The organism is Streptomyces sp. NRRL S-495 (assembly GCF_000966955.1).
Taxonomy (GTDB): domain Bacteria; phylum Actinomycetota; class Actinomycetes; order Streptomycetales; family Streptomycetaceae; genus Kitasatospora; species Kitasatospora purpeofusca.
On the sequence record NZ_JZWY01000995.1, the window covers coordinates 1 to 14,901 of the forward strand.

At 71.3% G+C, this 14,901-nt stretch carries 14 protein-coding genes; 7 read left to right on the plus strand and 7 right to left on the minus strand.

The genetic code is table 11. The features are described 5' to 3' along the window. Nucleotides 1-111: 111 nt before the first annotated feature. Together VR45_RS37625 and VR45_RS37630 are read left to right on the plus strand one after the other, a co-directional pair. Complete coding sequence (locus VR45_RS37625) at nt 112-924, plus strand: alpha/beta hydrolase (protein ID WP_045944445.1); 813 nt, start codon at nt 112-114, stop codon at nt 922-924. A gap of 50 nt (nt 925-974) precedes the next feature. Then, a complete protein-coding gene (locus VR45_RS37630; RefSeq protein WP_045944446.1) occupies nt 975-1,859 on the plus strand; it encodes a DMT family transporter in 885 nt (294 codons plus the stop codon). A gap of 12 nt (nt 1,860-1,871) precedes the next feature. Here VR45_RS37630 and VR45_RS37635 read toward each other — a convergent pair whose 3' ends face one another. Continuing rightward, nucleotides 1,872-2,180 (minus strand): hypothetical protein, encoded by a 309-nt coding sequence (locus VR45_RS37635; RefSeq protein ID WP_159394504.1) that lies wholly within the window; start codon nt 2,178-2,180, stop codon nt 1,872-1,874. Nucleotides 2,181-2,359: 179 nt separating this feature from the next. Beyond that, complete coding sequence (locus VR45_RS37640; protein ID WP_159394505.1) at nt 2,360-2,797, minus strand: hypothetical protein; 438 nt, start codon at nt 2,795-2,797, stop codon at nt 2,360-2,362. 250 nt (nt 2,798-3,047) lie between these two features. Between VR45_RS37640 and VR45_RS47580 the strand changes: the two genes are divergently transcribed. After that, nucleotides 3,048-3,185 (plus strand): hypothetical protein, encoded by a 138-nt coding sequence (locus tag VR45_RS47580; RefSeq protein WP_159394506.1) that lies wholly within the window; start codon nt 3,048-3,050, stop codon nt 3,183-3,185. 235 nt (nt 3,186-3,420) lie between these two features. On the opposite strand, the gene VR45_RS37645 is transcribed toward VR45_RS47580, so the two are convergent. Then, nucleotides 3,421-5,748: an FdhF/YdeP family oxidoreductase gene (locus VR45_RS37645; protein WP_078897369.1), complete on the minus strand. Its 2,328-nt coding sequence runs from the start codon at nt 5,746-5,748 to the stop codon at nt 3,421-3,423. 896 nt (nt 5,749-6,644) lie between these two features. Further along, nucleotides 6,645-7,559, minus strand: a complete 915-nt coding sequence (locus tag VR45_RS37650) for a lipase family protein (protein ID WP_063772616.1) — start codon at nt 7,557-7,559, stop codon at nt 6,645-6,647. 223 nt (nt 7,560-7,782) lie between these two features. Here VR45_RS37650 and VR45_RS37655 point away from each other — a divergent pair, with 223 nt between their 5' ends. Next, nucleotides 7,783-8,532 (plus strand): hypothetical protein, encoded by a 750-nt coding sequence (locus VR45_RS37655; RefSeq protein ID WP_045944450.1) that lies wholly within the window; start codon nt 7,783-7,785, stop codon nt 8,530-8,532. A gap of 49 nt (nt 8,533-8,581) precedes the next feature. Here VR45_RS37655 and VR45_RS37660 read toward each other — a convergent pair whose 3' ends face one another. Both VR45_RS37660 and VR45_RS37665 read right to left on the minus strand, forming a co-directional pair. Beyond that, nucleotides 8,582-9,346: a DUF4232 domain-containing protein gene (locus tag VR45_RS37660; protein ID WP_045944451.1), complete on the minus strand. Its 765-nt coding sequence runs from the start codon at nt 9,344-9,346 to the stop codon at nt 8,582-8,584. A gap of 293 nt (nt 9,347-9,639) precedes the next feature. Further along, complete coding sequence (locus tag VR45_RS37665) at nt 9,640-10,299, minus strand: hypothetical protein (protein WP_045944452.1); 660 nt, start codon at nt 10,297-10,299, stop codon at nt 9,640-9,642. Nucleotides 10,300-10,726: 427 nt separating this feature from the next. On the opposite strand from VR45_RS37665, the gene VR45_RS37670 reads away from it, so the two are divergent. Beyond that, nucleotides 10,727-12,082 carry a Fic family protein gene (locus tag VR45_RS37670; RefSeq protein ID WP_045944453.1) on the plus strand — a complete coding sequence of 452 codons (1,356 nt, stop codon included), beginning with the start codon at nt 10,727-10,729 and terminating at the stop codon, nt 12,080-12,082. A 22-nt stretch (nt 12,083-12,104) separates the two neighbouring features. Here the strand turns inward: VR45_RS37670 and VR45_RS37675 are convergent, their stop codons facing one another. After that, nucleotides 12,105-12,776: a CGNR zinc finger domain-containing protein gene (locus tag VR45_RS37675; protein ID WP_159394507.1), complete on the minus strand. Its 672-nt coding sequence runs from the start codon at nt 12,774-12,776 to the stop codon at nt 12,105-12,107. 134 nt (nt 12,777-12,910) lie between these two features. Here VR45_RS37675 and VR45_RS37680 point away from each other — a divergent pair, with 134 nt between their 5' ends. Together VR45_RS37680 and VR45_RS37685 are read left to right on the plus strand one after the other, a co-directional pair. Continuing rightward, the gene (locus tag VR45_RS37680; RefSeq protein WP_045944454.1) at nt 12,911-13,978 is read left to right on the plus strand and encodes an alcohol dehydrogenase catalytic domain-containing protein; all 1,068 of its coding nucleotides are present in this window, start codon (nt 12,911-12,913) and stop codon (nt 13,976-13,978) included. Between the two features lie 112 nt (nt 13,979-14,090). Continuing rightward, nucleotides 14,091-14,901 (plus strand): alpha/beta hydrolase fold domain-containing protein (locus tag VR45_RS37685; RefSeq protein ID WP_052709684.1); only part of this gene is annotated, 811 nt, incomplete at its 3' end.

A 14,901-nucleotide genomic window follows, 5' to 3' on the forward strand; every position in this document is an offset into this window, starting at 1 on the left:
CACCGCCCGCCCTCGCACTGGCCGACATGCCACGCCCGGCCCAAGGTCACCGACCGTTGCGGCACGGCACGCGACAATGCGGGTCGTCGTACGAGCCCGGAGGGTCGAACCATGGTCGGTGCCGCGCAGTTCCACGCCTGGGACGTCCGGGAGTCCGGTCCGCCCGACGCCCCGCACCGGGTACTGCTCCTGCCCGGCGGGATGTGCGGCACGACCTTCTTCGCCGACATGACGGCGGCCTCCGCACTCGCCGACGCACCGATCCGCCTGATCGCGGCGACCGTCCCCGGCCACGCCGGCACGATCGCGCCCGTGGACGTGTCGATCGAGAACTATGCGGCGATCACCGGCACCTTCGCGGCCGAACACGGCTGCACGACCGTGGTCGGCCACAGCATCGGCGCCAACATCGCCCTGGAGATGGTGGCCGGCGGACACTTCTCCGGACCGGTGGTGCTGCTCTCCCCCACGTTCTCAAGACCGGACGAGTCCACGGCGCTCGCGGTCGCCTCGGCACTCGGGCGGGTCCCGGGGCTCGGCGCCCTGGTCTGGCCGGTCATGCTGTGGCTGACGCCGAAGATCCTGGCCGAGGGTTTCCCGGAACCGCGCCGGGCGGAGCTGGTCGCCGATCTGAAGCGGAACTCCCCGTCGTTCTGCAACCGCGCCATCGCCGAGTACTTCGCCTACCTGGACCGCCACGGCCAACTGGTACCCCGGCTGTGCGAGTCCGGCGCCCGCGCCTGGGTGGTGCGCGGCGACCGGGACGAGGTGGGGCTCACCGACACCGAGCGCGCCGCGCTCGAAGCCTGCCCCTCCGCCACCCTGGTGGAGGTCCCCGACAGCGGGCACATGGTGATGCTGGAGCAGCCGGAGGTGGTGGCGCGCCTGATCGCCGACGTCGTCCTCGGCGGCGGAGCCGGCTGAGGGCGTTATTTCGATGCGGACCGAAACCTCGACACCATAGGTTCTCCCGCATGAGCATCTCAGCGGCGGGCGTGGCCCCGAGGGACAGCAAGGCACTGGCAGCGGCCTCGACGACGGTGGTCCTGTGGGCATCCGCCTTCGTGGCGATCCGGAGCGCGAACGAGCACTTCGGGCCCGGATCCCTGGCGCTCGGCCGCCTGCTGGTGGGAACGGTCGCCCTGCTCGGCCTGCTGGCCTACCGCCGGGAGGGCCTGCCCCCGCGCGCCGCCTGGCCGGGCATCGCCGTCTCCGGCGTGCTCTGGTTCGGCCTCTACATGGTCGCCCTGAACTGGGGCGAGAAGGAGGTCGAGGCAGGCACGGCCGCGATGCTGATCGGCATCGGCCCCATCCTGATCGCCCTGCTGGGCGGCTGGCTGCTGCGCGAGGGCCTCCCGTCCAAGCTGCTCGCCGGCATGGCCGTCTCCCTGACCGGTGTGGTCGTCGTCGGCCTCTCCATGTCGGGCGGCGACGGCAGTTCGGTGACCGGCATCGGCCTGTGCCTGCTCGCGGCCGTGGCCTACGCGGCTGGCGTGGTGAGCCAGAAGCCCGCCCTGCGACACGCCAGCGCCCTCCAGGTGACGACCTTCGGCTGCCTGATCGGCGCGATCGCCTGCCTGCCCTTCGCCCCCCAACTGGTGTCCGACCTGTCCGCCGCACCTGCGTCCGCGACCCTCAACGTGCTCTACCTCGGCCTGTTCCCGACCGCCCTGGCCTTCACCACCTGGGCCTACGCCCTCTCCCGCACCACCGCCGCCCGCATGGGCGCCACCACCTACTCCGTCCCCGCCCTCGTCGTCGCCATGGCCTGGCTCCTCCTCGGCGAAACCCCCGCCCTGCTGACCCTGGCCGGCGGCGCCCTGTGCCTGGCGGGCGTCGCCGTCACCCGTCGCACCTGACCGGACCCCGCTTCAGAGCGGCACCCCGGTTTCGAGGTCGATCTCGCCCCCCGCCGAGTCGAACGCGCTCATGCGCCCCACAAGACCTGGCGCGACCGATACATAGTCCGCTCGATACTCCACACCACCGGGATGGGTCGCCGGCCCCTCGAACACGATGACCAGATCCTCCCCCGGCTGGATCTCGTAGACCGCCCCCATCGGCTCGAAGACCACGGTCAGGCATTCGGAGTCCGCCGTCAGCATCACCCGCTCCTCCATCCACGAAGCTTCCCGGTCCCGTTGCTTGTCACGACGCCGACGGCGAATCCAAGAGATCATGCCGCGATGATGCGCCACTGCGCTCCTCCTGCCAATCCGCATCCCGGCCTGCGAGGGCCCTTACGCCTTCGGATCCCGTCGCTTCTTCCTCGTCGAACAGGACGCACGGGTACGCCACTTCCTCAACCGGCACGCTGTCGTCTGCCGTCTACCGACGCTTCCGTTCCGCTTCGTCGGCGTCAGACCGCTCCCGCCACTTCAAGGGCGAAGATCTTCAATTGGTCACTGAGACCGCGGTATTCGCGCGCAAGGAATTCGTCCACGACATCCTGCACACGGTCGACGAACAGCAGCGATGCCCGGAATGGAATATCGTCGCGCCCGGCGGAAACGAACGACATGCGCAACTGCCCCGCCTGGTCGTCGTACCACACATAGACGACACCAGGCCTTCCCGTGCCGTCGGACGCGGCATCCTGCAACCAAGTCTCCATAGTGCCCGCCAGTGCAGCAGCCAGCTCAGCCGAGTCGGCATCCTCGGCATCGTCAACCAGGTCGGGAAAATACTCGATGTTCTCCAGTGCCTCCTCATCAAGGTTTCCGGTGCCACGCCAGACACCGACCTCGGCCGTTTCCCTAATGATGTCCACCAGCTCCGAACAACTCAATTCGGACATCCTTCCAATACTCGAATACGAGAGGCGGCGGCGAAGACATGGCCCTCGCCGCCACCTCGACCACTGCGAAGGCGATGCTCGCGTGGTTCGCAGTGTCGCGCAACCACCATTGGACGTTGCCCTTGCGGTCCTTCGGCTGCTCGATGTACGTGTGACCGCCCTGCTTCTCGGTCTTCCCGTTCCTGCTGGACGAGAGCTGCCAGGGCCGCTTTTGCGGACCGTGGATCGGGCAGACGACCTCACTGCTGTTGTGAGCGATGATGTCGGACCCGCCATCGCCCATGACGGTGAAGGTGTGGACATTGCCGACGTTGAGGTTGACGACCAGTCGGTCGGCAACATCGCCCTCATCGACGACCAGCGCGACCTGGCTCTCGCGGCCGCGTGACCCCCCATCGGCCGGGCGGACAGGCCATGCCCGCCCCCTGACGGCGCGAACCTACGACGCGGCCGAGCACGGGTCGGCCGTACGCCGACCACGAGCGCCCGGCAGGGCACTCGTGACACAGCGTGACCCCAATCGAAGCCATCACGCCCGGCCGAGGTGACGGTCGGGCGGGTGCGGGCTGCTGACTCGGGGTCGCCCCCTGCACCGGAGACCGAGACCGTGCCCCGGCTCCGCGTCACTCCGGGCGGGTGGTCTCCCGGGCGGTCCCCTCGGCGGCGGGGGCCACCGTGACGTTGAGGTGCTTCATGATCGGCTGGTCGCTCTGGGTGGAGTAGTCGCCGATCGCGCACAGCACGTTCATCTCCGGCATGTAGCCGGCCGCGCAGCCGCGGGGCAGGTCGTGGGGAACGGCGAGGTAGCCGTACAGGGAGCGGGTGGAGCCGTCCCGGGCGGTGGCGGTGATGTCGACGGGGTCGAACTCGGCGAGGTGGCGTGCCCGCATGTCGTCCGGGTTCATGAAGATGAGCGTGCGCAGATTCTTGACGCCGCGGTAGCGGTCGTTGTCGGAGTAGATGGTGGTGTTCCACTGGTCGTGCGAGCGCATGGTGCCGAGCACCAGCGTGCCCGGCGCGGGCACGACGTCGGGCAGCGGGGCGGCGGAGAACTCGGCGCGGCCGGACGGGGTGAGGAAGACGAGTTCGCGGGCGGGCTGCTTGATCCGGAAGCCGAGCGGAAGCCGCACCCGCCGGTTGAAGTCCTCGAAGCCGTCCAGGACCTCGGCCATGGTGTCGCGGATCCGGTCGTAGTCCTCCACGTACCACTCCCACGGGGTGGCGCTGTCCGGCAGCGCGGCCCGGGCGAGGCCGGCGATGACGGCCGGCTCGGAGAGCAGGTGGCGGGAGGCCGGCTTCTTCTTCATCCCGACGGACAGGTGGACCATGCTCATGGAATCCTCCACCGAGGTGGCCTGGAGGCCGCCGCGCTGGTGATCCTGCTCGGTGCGGCCCAGGCACGGCAGGATCAGCGCCCGCCGTCCGTGCACCAGGTGGCTGCGGTTCAGCTTGGTGGACACGTGGACCGTCAGCTCGCAGCGGCGCAGCGCGCGGTAGGTGTAGTCGGTGTCGGGTGCGGCGAGGGCGAAGTTGCCGCCCATGCCGACGAAGACCTTCACCTCGCCGCGGGCCATCGCCCCGATGGTCGCGACCGTGTCCTTGCCGTGCTCGCGCGGCGCGTCGATTCCGCAGACGGCGGAGAGGCGGTCCAGGAAGTCGGGTGCGGGCCGGTGGTCGATGCCGCAGGTGCGGTTGCCCTGGACGTTGGAGTGCCCGCGCACCGGGGACGGGCCGGCGCCCTCGCGGCCGATGTTGCCCCGGAGCAGCAGGACGTTGACGATCTCCCGGATCGCGTCGACGCCGTGCTCGTGCTGGGTGACGCCGAGGCACCAGGAGAAGATCGACCGGTCCGCCTCCCGGTAGATCCGGGCGGCGTGCAGGATCTGCTCGCGGCTGAGGCCGCTCTGCCGTTCCAGTTCCTCCCAGGGAGTTTGCTCGCACAGGTCGCGGTAGGCGGCGAAGCCGGTGGTGTGCCGTTCGACGAACTGCGCGTCCAGCGCCTTCGGGTCCTGCGCGGACTGCTCCAGGAGGGCCTTGGCGATGCCGCGCAGCAGGGCCATGTCGCCGCCGATGCGGACCTGGAGGTTGAGGGTGCTGGTGCTCGTCGCCTTGAACAGGGCCATGTCGAGGAACTCGTGCGGCACGATGGTGCGGGTCGCGGCGGCCTCGACCAGCGGGTTGACGTGCACGATCCGCGCGCCGCGCCGGGTCGCGTCGGCCAGCGCGGTGAGCATCCGGGGCGCGTTGGACGCCGCGTTGACACCGAGGATGAACAACGCGTCCGCCATCTCCCAGTCCTTGAGGTCGGCGGTGCCCTTCCCGGTGCCGAGCGCGGCCTGCAGGGCGCGCCCGGATGCCTCGTGGCACATGTTCGAGCAGTCGGGGAGGTTGTTGGTGCCGAGCTCGCGGGCCATCAATTGGTACAGGAAGGTGGCCTCGTTGCCGAGCCGCCCCGAGGTGTAGAACGCGGCCTGGTTCGGGTCGGCCAGGGCGCGCACGCTCTCGCCGAACAGGTCGAAGGCCTGTTGCCAGTCGATCGGCACGTACCGGTCCGTGGCCTCGTCGTACACCATCGGCTCGGTGAGGCGGCCCTGGTCCTCCAGCGCGAAGTCGCTCCACCGCGACAGTTCGGTGACGGTGTGCGCGGCGAAGAACTCCCGGCCGACCCGTTTGCGGGTCATCTCCCAGGTGACGTGCTTGATGCCGTTCTCGCAGATGTCCAGGTGCAGGCCCTTGGTGTCGTCCGGCCAGGCGCAGCCCGGGCAGTCGAAGCCGCCGTTCTCGTGGTTCATCTTCAGGATCGCCCGCGGGCCGTCCAGCAGGGTCCGCTCGCGGACCAGGAACTCCGTCACGCTCCGTGCCGCACCCCAACCCGCCGCCGGATGGTGGTAGGGCGCGGCCTCCGGCCGCCGCGACGGCTCCGCGCCCACGCTCGGCTCCCGCTCCGCCACCGGGTCGGCACCGTCCTGGCCGGGCCTCCGGTCGTCAGCAGCGTTCACGGCACTCACCTTCCGCAGTCTGGCGTCGGGCGGCGGACGTCGGCCGTCGGGCGCCACCGGCTCGGCGTCCGTTCGGGGGGCCCACGGCCTTCCGCCCCATTCAAGGAAGCCAGGTACGGCGGCATCCCGCATCCGGTGTCACTCCGGCGGCGGAGCCGACGGGTCGCCGCGCGGGGGCACGGGCACGGGCCCGAACCGTGTGCCCGAACATCTGTTCGCGACGGCACGGCCTTGCCGAACCCGATTTCGCCATCGAAATGCTCAGGTCCGATCATGCTTTCGACCGACCGTCGGGTAGCGGGGCACCACCATGGGATGCACGATGGAATTACCTGACCCGGCCAACAGATTTCAAGATTCCTGCCGCACCAGGGGGAAGTCATGATGCAAGGCGCAGCGGTGCAGATCATTCCGAGCTGGGATCCTCGGACGACCCAACTCGATCTTCAATGGGACGACGCCAAGCTGTCGGATCCTCGACCGAGAGGCAAGTGGTGGGGGCCTCTCGCATTTCTCGCGAGAACCTCCAGCAATGAGGGAGAATGGGAATGGGATGCGGCCGCCAAGAACTTACTTCTGTGGGTTCCGGTCCCAGAATTAACCCATTCACGTTTGGTCGCTGGGCTCGACCAGTTCACATTTCCGATCACCAATGGAATGACGGGCAGTGGCTCACTGCAGCCTGGCCTGATACCAGTTACAACCTTGACTCTGACTTGGCAAACTATCTCACTCGGATGAGCCTGAGTGAGCATTCCGGGCAGCCGAACCGCCGCAGACTAGTCACATTCAACCGGGCTCAACCGAAGGGCCTCGCGCTTTCACGAGTGGGCTTGTCCGGGCCTTGATCAAATGAACCGCCCTGACCCGAAAGCCCCGGCCACCCGAGGATGCCCCCCGCCGGACACCGACGGCGACGAGGTCCGTGGCGAGGGTGACGGCGGGGCCCCGGCGGCGAGGCGGAGGTGTCGTGCGGCGTTCAGCCGGACGCGGCGAGGCTCTTCTCGAACGCGGTCAGGTAGTTGGGCAGATGGTGGTCCCTTGGCCCGGTCCTTCAGCCCCGCCACGAGCGGCATGGACTCGTGGAGGCGGCCGTCCACGTCGAAGTAGCGCAGTGCCTCGACGTGGGTGAAGAACGGTCCGGGCGGCAGGTGGGGGACGATGTCGTTGTTGTTGACGAAGCGGTAGCAGCGCTTCCGGAAGGCCGCGTTGTGAGCGTCGGCGAGCAGGCGCTCGCACGTGCGGGGCTGGCCGAAGGTGTAGATGCCGTCCGGCAGGAGCTGCGGCTCCTCGAAGTAGAGCCTGCTGCCGGCCAGCATCGCGAGCGCGCCGCCGAGGCTGTGTCCGGTGAACCAGACGCTTTGGTTCCCGGTGCGCAGTTCCTTCACGGTGTCGCGGATCCCGGGGTAGACGGACTGCAGTGCCTGGTGGAAGCCGTAGTGCACGAAGCCCTTGTTCGCCGGGCCGGGGACCGGCGGGGTGTTCACGTCGGTGAGCCAGTCGTAGATCTTGAGCACCTCGGTACCGCGGAACCCGACGACGATCATGCGGTCACCGGCCATGACGTAGGCCTGGGTGTCCTCGATCGGGAACGGCATGGCGTGCTTGGACTCGAAGTGCCTGACCTCCTCGAAGCCCCACGCCCGCGCCTGTTCCTCGATGGCCTCGCGGTCCAGCGGCGCCAGGCCCGCCGCGCGCGCCATCCAGTAGGCGTGGTGCAGGGAGTAGCGGGTCGTCGAATGGTCCAGCGCGGGAACGGCCATCGGTGTCCTCCGGGAGAGTCTGGGCGGGAGCACCCAGCACCATAGGCCCGTGGACGAACGACAGGCCCGGGACGCGCCGGGGCCCCGGCCCGGGCCGTCGAGAAGGTCGGTTCAGGTGAAGTTCCCGTCCCACGGCCGGGGCCTCCGGAGGCAGCGGGAAGCCTCGTGCGTGACGGTCGCTCGTCCCGAGCCGCCGCACCGACCGCATCGAGGAGAGTCCCCCATGCGTGTGCTCCCACGCTCCGCCGCGCTCGCGGCCACCGCCGTGGCCGTGGCCGCCCTGGTCGGCCCCGTTCCCGCCGCCACCTCCGCCTCCGCCGCAGCCCCGCCGCCCCCGGCGGGCCGGTACCTGAACCTGCACCAGTGCGTCTACCACGGCCCGTTCCTGCCGACCAGCTTCGACCTCATGACCACCCTCGTCCCCAGCCGGGACGGCCGGTTCACTGCCGGCACGGACATCTCCGACACCCCCGTACCCGCGGCCGTGTGCGGCCCGGGCGACGGGACCTACGAGCCCAGTGTCTACACGGCCGCCGAGGGCTACGACCTGACCACCGGGCGCTACCTCAACCTGCACCAGTGCGTCTTCTGGAGCGACTACGACCAGGACCACCTCACCACGACGGTCGGGACCACCGACGTCAAGTTCGTCGCCGGTACCAACGTCTCCAACACCCGCGACACCGACCCCTTCTGCGGCGGCGGAGGGACGGACCACCCCATCCCGTTGCTGTCGAGCGCCACGCCCCTGGACCTGACCGCCGGCCGGTACCTGAACCTGCACCAGTGCATGTACTACTACGAGGGCTTCCGCGACCACTTCACCACCTTCGCCCCGAGCAGGGACGGGCGCTTCAAGGCCGGAACCAACATCTCCAACACCCCCGACACCCAGCCCTCCTGCGGTGCCGGGGACGGCAATTTCCAGCTCGTCCCGCTCCTCTCCGGCGTCAAGGCCCTCCGGATCGGCTGAGCGCGGGCAGCGCCGACGCCGGCCGGGTCGACGCGCCGGGTCGACGCCGCTACTGCCGCTGGTCCGCGGTGGCGGCGCTCGCGACCGCGTCGGCGACGGTGGCCCGGTACAGGCCCAGCTTGGGCGCCCGGACCTTCGCACCGGGGCCGAGCGGGAAGTTCCGGGTCTCACCGGTCGGCATGTGGTCACCGTCGGCCACCACGTTCAGCTCGTCGACCCCGGCCGCGGTCGCGGCGGATCCGCCGCCGGGGTTGAGGTCGATCACCGCGAACGCCGTCCGCCCGGCGCCGACCGGGTACGCGGGCGGGCCGCCCAGCCCGCCCGGGACCAGCGGCCTGAGGTCCTTGCTGCGGTCGGCGGCGTGCGAGTCGCCCACGCTGACCAGCGGGAAGTAGCTCAGGCCGCAGGAGCGCGCGCCCTGGTTGCGCACCTCGATCACCCGCTGGCTCGGCGCCTCGGGGCGGGCGGTCACCCGGATGGTGAGGTCCTTGGTGTCACAGGGGTGGGTGTAGGCGTAGGAATCGTCGGCACCTCCGCCGGCGGGCGCGGCCGCCGCACCGGTCGGCGGCGCGTCCGCCGCGGGCGTCGTGGGCACCGTCGGCGTCGTGGTCTTCGGTGCGGCGGTACCCGGCGCGGCGGTCGGGGCACTCGTCGGGGAACTGGCCGGGGCGCCGGTCGGTGTCGCGACCGCCGGTGTTCCGGTCGCGGCCTGCGCCGGTCCCGGGCCGCTCGGGTCGTCGGGTCCGCAGCCGCTCACGGCGAGGAGGACGCCGACGAGCGCGGCCGGAACGAGCAGAGTACGGCGAGCCGACATGGCAGATCCCCCGAGGACGAAGTACGGATGAGCGGGGCCGCCCGGCACCGCCGTCGGAACCCCGCCGGACAGTACTGCGGCCCGCTCCCCGCCCCGCCCGACGCCCCTGCACTCCCGATCCGGCCCGCCGGAGCCGACTCCACCCCGCCCGACCTGCGAGAACGCTTCCCCTCGACACAGCCGGACGGGGTCTCCCGGCACCGCCCGCCCTACCGCTCTGCCCCGTCCGCCCCCGTCGTTCTGCCCCTCCAGCGCTCCGGAACTGCCCGTCCGGCACCCGTCGCGGCGCCGGGTCAGCCGACCTCCAGCAGCACCGCCGGCAGTTCACCCTCGACCACCGCGGCGCGCGGGAGGGCGAGCCCGAAGGAGCGGGCGAGCACACCCAGGCTGGTGCGGTGGAGGTCGTCCCGCCCGCGCCCCAGGTCGGGCAGCCCCGCCTCGGCCAGGGCCGCCGTCACCGCGGCGGCGGTCGCCGGCTCACCCTCGACCTCGGCCGAGCCCCAGCTGCCGTCCAGGTGCAGGTTGAAGGAACACAGCGGTCGGCCGTCCCGCCAGGCGGAGAAGAACGGCGGCACGGGCTTGCCGTTCGCCTCCTCGAACTCCAGGTGGAACACCTCGGCACCGTCGCGCGACACGGCCGGCCCGACGGCCAACTCGCCCTGCCAGTAGCCGTACGCGACGGCGAAGGCGAGGTCGCCGATCCGCCCGTGGCGCAGCGCGATGTCCTCGGAGTCGCTCGCGAACTCCAGCTCGTACTCCTCCGTCAAGTCCTCGCCGGTGTACGGGCCGAGCGGCCTGGCCACGACCGCGGGCCCGGCCGCCGCGGCGATCCGGTCCACCAACTCCTCCGACGCCAGGCCCCGGGCCAGGACCACGCTGTACCCGCCGTAGGCGATCGACTGCGGCTCCGCGAGCCAGGTCAGGCCGTCCGTCGTGTCCGTCGTTGTCGTCATAGTGATCATCCTGCCCCAGGACCGACCTCCCCCGGGGCGGACCGGACGATCCGTGCGGAAGGGGAACCGTTTGCGCACGGTGGGGTGTCGTGGCCATGCAGACAAGGACCCGCGCGCTCGCATCCTCTCCACCACGGTGACCTTGCGAACGAAGAGAATCACGACAACCATCTCCCTCCTCCTCGGAGTTGGGGCCGCCATGACGACCGCACCCCCAGCGGATCCTTCCTCTCCCGCCAGGCCGGTCCCTTCGATCCGCCTGCGCTGCAGGGCCGCATCCTCTACTGACAGTGATGATGTTCGTGGTGACGCTGCGGGCGGGCCCGACCCGGCCGGCCGCGACAGCCTGCGCCGGCCGGCACGACGGTCGGCGCCCGGGCGGAAACGCCGTTGCGCATACACCCGGCCCCCGTGGCACCCTGGCCAGGTGTCGAAGACATTTCACCCCGCAGGCCTCACCTGGGACGAGGTCGACCCGGCCGACCACCCCTTCGATCCCGCCTCGGCGGCGCTCGTGGTCCGCTCCCTCGGCCCGGCACGACAGGTACCCTCCCGGCCGGACCCCGATTTCGATCCGACCCGGGTCAACTGGGCCTGGGACGTGGCCAAGCCGTGGTCCGATGCCATGACGCACGTGCTGGTGCAGCGCTACGGCCGATGGGCGGCGGGGTGGCGATGGTCGGTCGGCGAGGGGGACGTCGACGGGGGGCCGGTCGGAAGCTGGTGCTGCGGCTCGCACTCGATCACCACCCCGGAGGAGACCGTCGACCACGTCGTCGCGGCACTGTGCGAGTGGCGCGAGTGGCTGGAGGACCTCGCCGAGTGGTTCGAGGCCTACCCGCTGAATCCGGAGACCCTGGTGGCGGACCGAATCCTGTGGGAGCGCGCCGCCCGGAACCTGATCCTGCGGGTGGCCGATCGCACGGGCGCCGAAAGCGGCTGGTACGGGCACTGCCTGCAGGTCCTGGGCTGGTTCCTCGGCTACTGGGGTGTCTCCCCCGAGTCGGCCGCGCGGCTGGTGCGGCAGGCGGTCGGCGGTCGATTCGAGAGCTGGACCTCGCCGGACACCGTCCTGGCGGAGGACATCGCCGAGAAACTGGTCGGCCCGTTGCGCCCGCAGGACACCCGCTGGTCGCCGCCGGACCCCGGCCCTCTCCCGGACCACCTGGAGCGCTGGATCGAAGTGCGCGACAGCGTGCCGTGGCCGGAGAGCGACGGCAGTGACGACGGTGGACCGGTGACTCCCGCCCGGGACGGGGCCGCGGAGGACTTCCGCTCCTTCGACGCCGTCGTGGATCCCGCTCGCGGCGCCGGCCTGCTCGCCGCACTGGAGCTGGTGCGGGCCGACGCGGCACGCGGAGCGGTCCTGGACTTCGAGCTGCTGCGAGGCTGGCAGCAGCACGTCCTGGGTACTCCCGAACCCCCGCGGCTGCGCACCCTCCCCGCCTTCGCCAAGGGCGGCGACGAGCGCTACGGCATCGGCCCCGACACCCGCGCCCGGCTCGACGCCTGCCTGGCGCAGGCGGCCGACGGCCGGCTCTCCCTGGCCGCGAGGGCGGCCCGGGCCCACCTCGATGTCTGCTTCTTCCACCCGTTCGACGACGGCAACGCCCGCGCCGCCCTGCTCACCCTGCTGTTCGTGCTGGCCCGCGCAGAGGTCACCCTCGACTCAGTTGTGCTCGTCCGCCGGTTCGGGCACCGGGCCGACGATCCGCAGGACGCGCTCGGCCTGTGCGGTTCCGTCGAGTACCACATCGGGCAGAGCCGCACCGCCGCCCGGTAACCACCCGGGCGCCGGGGCCGCCTCAACGCTCCGGTGTCTGCTTCCTCGCGCGGTAGGCACGCTTTTTGGCGAGGGCGCCGCAGGTCTTCATCGAGCACCAGCGGCGGGCGCTCGCGCGGGAGGTGTCGACGAAGGGGACTTCGCAGTCGGGGTTCCCGCAGAGGCGGACGTGGGCTCGGTGCTCCGAGGCGCAGAGTGCGATCAAGTCCCTGGCGACCATTGACAGTACCGCCGCGATCCCGTCGCCGCGCCAGCGCACGGTGGTGGCGTCGGGGGCGAGTTCGGGTGTCGAGGGCGGCTCGGCGGCGGCGCGGTTGACGAGCGCGATGTCCTCCAGGGCCGGCGGGACAGCTTCCGCGAGGGCCCGACCGGTGCGGTGGACCGCCTCGCGGAGGTGTCGCGCCCGCTCCAGGTCGGCCGCGGTGCAGGGCGGTGCGGCCGTGGTGCAGCCGCTCTCCACCGACCAGCGGCTCAAGTCCTCGGGCCGGGCCAGCCGTTCGAAGGGCGTGCCGGTGCCGCGGTCGGCCAGGGTGCCGGCGAAGGCGAAGCACAGCCGCGCGTCGTCGAAGCGGAAGTCGGCCTTGGCGCGCTGACGCCCCTCCCGGGTTCCGTCCGTAACGCCCGCACTGCCCGTGCCGCCCGTGTCCGCACCGCCCGCGCCGACCGGTGCTGCGTCCTTCAGCTCACCCTTCATGTCCACCACTCTATGCGGTTGACATTGTTCCGAACAAGCGGCTAGCTTCCAGGTCCACCGCTTGAACCGGTGGACTTCGCGTGACGGCTCCCCGCTCCACGCGTCTTCACCCCGCAGCACGAGGAGGCCGCGCCATGCGCGCCGCAGTCATCGAGGAACTCCACCGCCCGCTCGTCCTCCAGGACGTGCCCGACCCCGTCTGCCCGCCGGACGGGGCGATCGTGCGGGTCGGGGCGAACGGCATCTGCCGGACCGACTGGGCCCTGTGGGCCGGGCAGTTCTGGACCGGCGGACCGCGGGTCCAGGCCCCGTTCGTGCTCGGACACGAGTTCGCCGGCACCGTGGTGGAGGTCGGCCGCAACGTCCGGGGGTGGCAGGAGGGCGCCCGCGTGATCTTCCCGATGAACCCCGGCGAGGGCTCCTGCGGGCTGTGCCGCAGCGGCAACCAGCACGTCTGCGAACATGTGGACTCCCTGGTGCCCGGGGTCTCGTACTGGGGCGCCTTCGCCGAGTACGTCATGGTCCGCTTCGCCGACGTCAACCTGGTCGAGGTGCCCGAGGGCGTCGGCTTCACCGACGTCGCCGCGCTGGCCTGCCGCTACATGACGGCCTTCCACGGGGTCGTCGACCAGGCGCGGGTCCGCGGCGGCGAGTGGGTCGCGGTCTACGGCGCCGGGGGCGGCACGGGGCTGTCGACGGTGGAGATCGCCGCGGCGACGGGCGCCAACGTCATCGCGATCGACATCACGGACGACAAGCTGGACGCCGCCCGCGCGCTCGGCGCGGTCCACACCGTGAACGCCGCCGCGACCGACCCCGTCGAGGCCGTGAAGACCCTGACCGGCGGCGGCGCCCATGTGTCGGTCGACGCCGTGGGCATCGCCGCCGCCTGCCGCAACTCGGTGCTGTCCCTGCGCACCCGCGGCCGCCACCTCCAGCTCGGGCACACCACCGCCGCGGAACAGGGCGACGTCGCCCTGCCGATCGACGTCATGATGGTCAAGGAGCTGGAGTTCCTGAGCGCCTTCGGCATGCAGGGCCAGCGCTTCGGCACCATGCTGAACATGATCGCCGCTGGCCGGCTCAGCCCCGGCCGGATCGTCTCGCGCACCGTCGGCCTCCACGAGGCGAGCGAGGTCCTGGAGTCCCTGGAGACGTACGGGCCCACCGGTGTCGTCGTCATCGACTCGTTCCGCGCCTGATCCGTCTCCCCCGATGCACCCTCGCTCCCCGAAAGCAGGCACGACCATGGCCGATTCGCGCACGCCCGACACCTGCATCCCTGCAACCCGCAGGCCCGATTCCCGTCGGCTGATGGACCAGGAGCTGGGCCTGGCCCTCGACGCGGTCCCCATGACCCCGAACGGCGCGTTCGACCTGACCGACCTGGCCACCACGCGCGCGGCCTTCCGCGCCCAGGCCGAATCCGCCGCCGACAGCTCGCCGGCGGACCCCTCGGTCACCGTCGAGGAACTCCTCGCGAGCCGAGCCAACGGAACGGGCCGAGCCGGCCAGGCGGGCGGCCCGGACGGCCCGGACGGCCACGAGGTGCAGGTGCCGGTCCGCCTGCTGCGCCCCACCACCGCGACCGGACCGCTGCCCGTACTGGTCTGGTTCCACGGTGGCGGCCAAGTGCTCGGCTTCGCCGCCCAGGACGAGCCGTGGCTCACCAAGCTGGCGGCGAGCCTCGGCTGCGCCATCGCCGCCGTCGACTACCGGCTCGCCCCGGAGACGCCCGCCCCCGGCGCCGCCGAGGACGGCTTCACCGCCTACCAGTGGCTCTGCCAGGAGGCGGACGCCCTGGACCTGGACGGCACCCGCATCGGCATCGCCGGCCAGAGCGGCGGCGGAGGGATCGCGGCGGCCACGGCCCTGATGGTCCGCGACCGCGGCGGCGTGGCACCACTGTTCCAGTCCCTGACGTATCCCATGCTCGACGACCGCAACCGGACCGCGTCGAGCCACGAGATCACCGACATCGGGATCTGGGACCGCTCGACCAACCTGCTGGCCTGGCAGGCGATCCTGGGCGACCGCGCCGGCACCGAGGACGTCTGCCCTTACGCGGCCCCCGCCCGCGCCGCCGACCTCGCCGACCTGCCACCCACCTTCATCACCGTCGGCG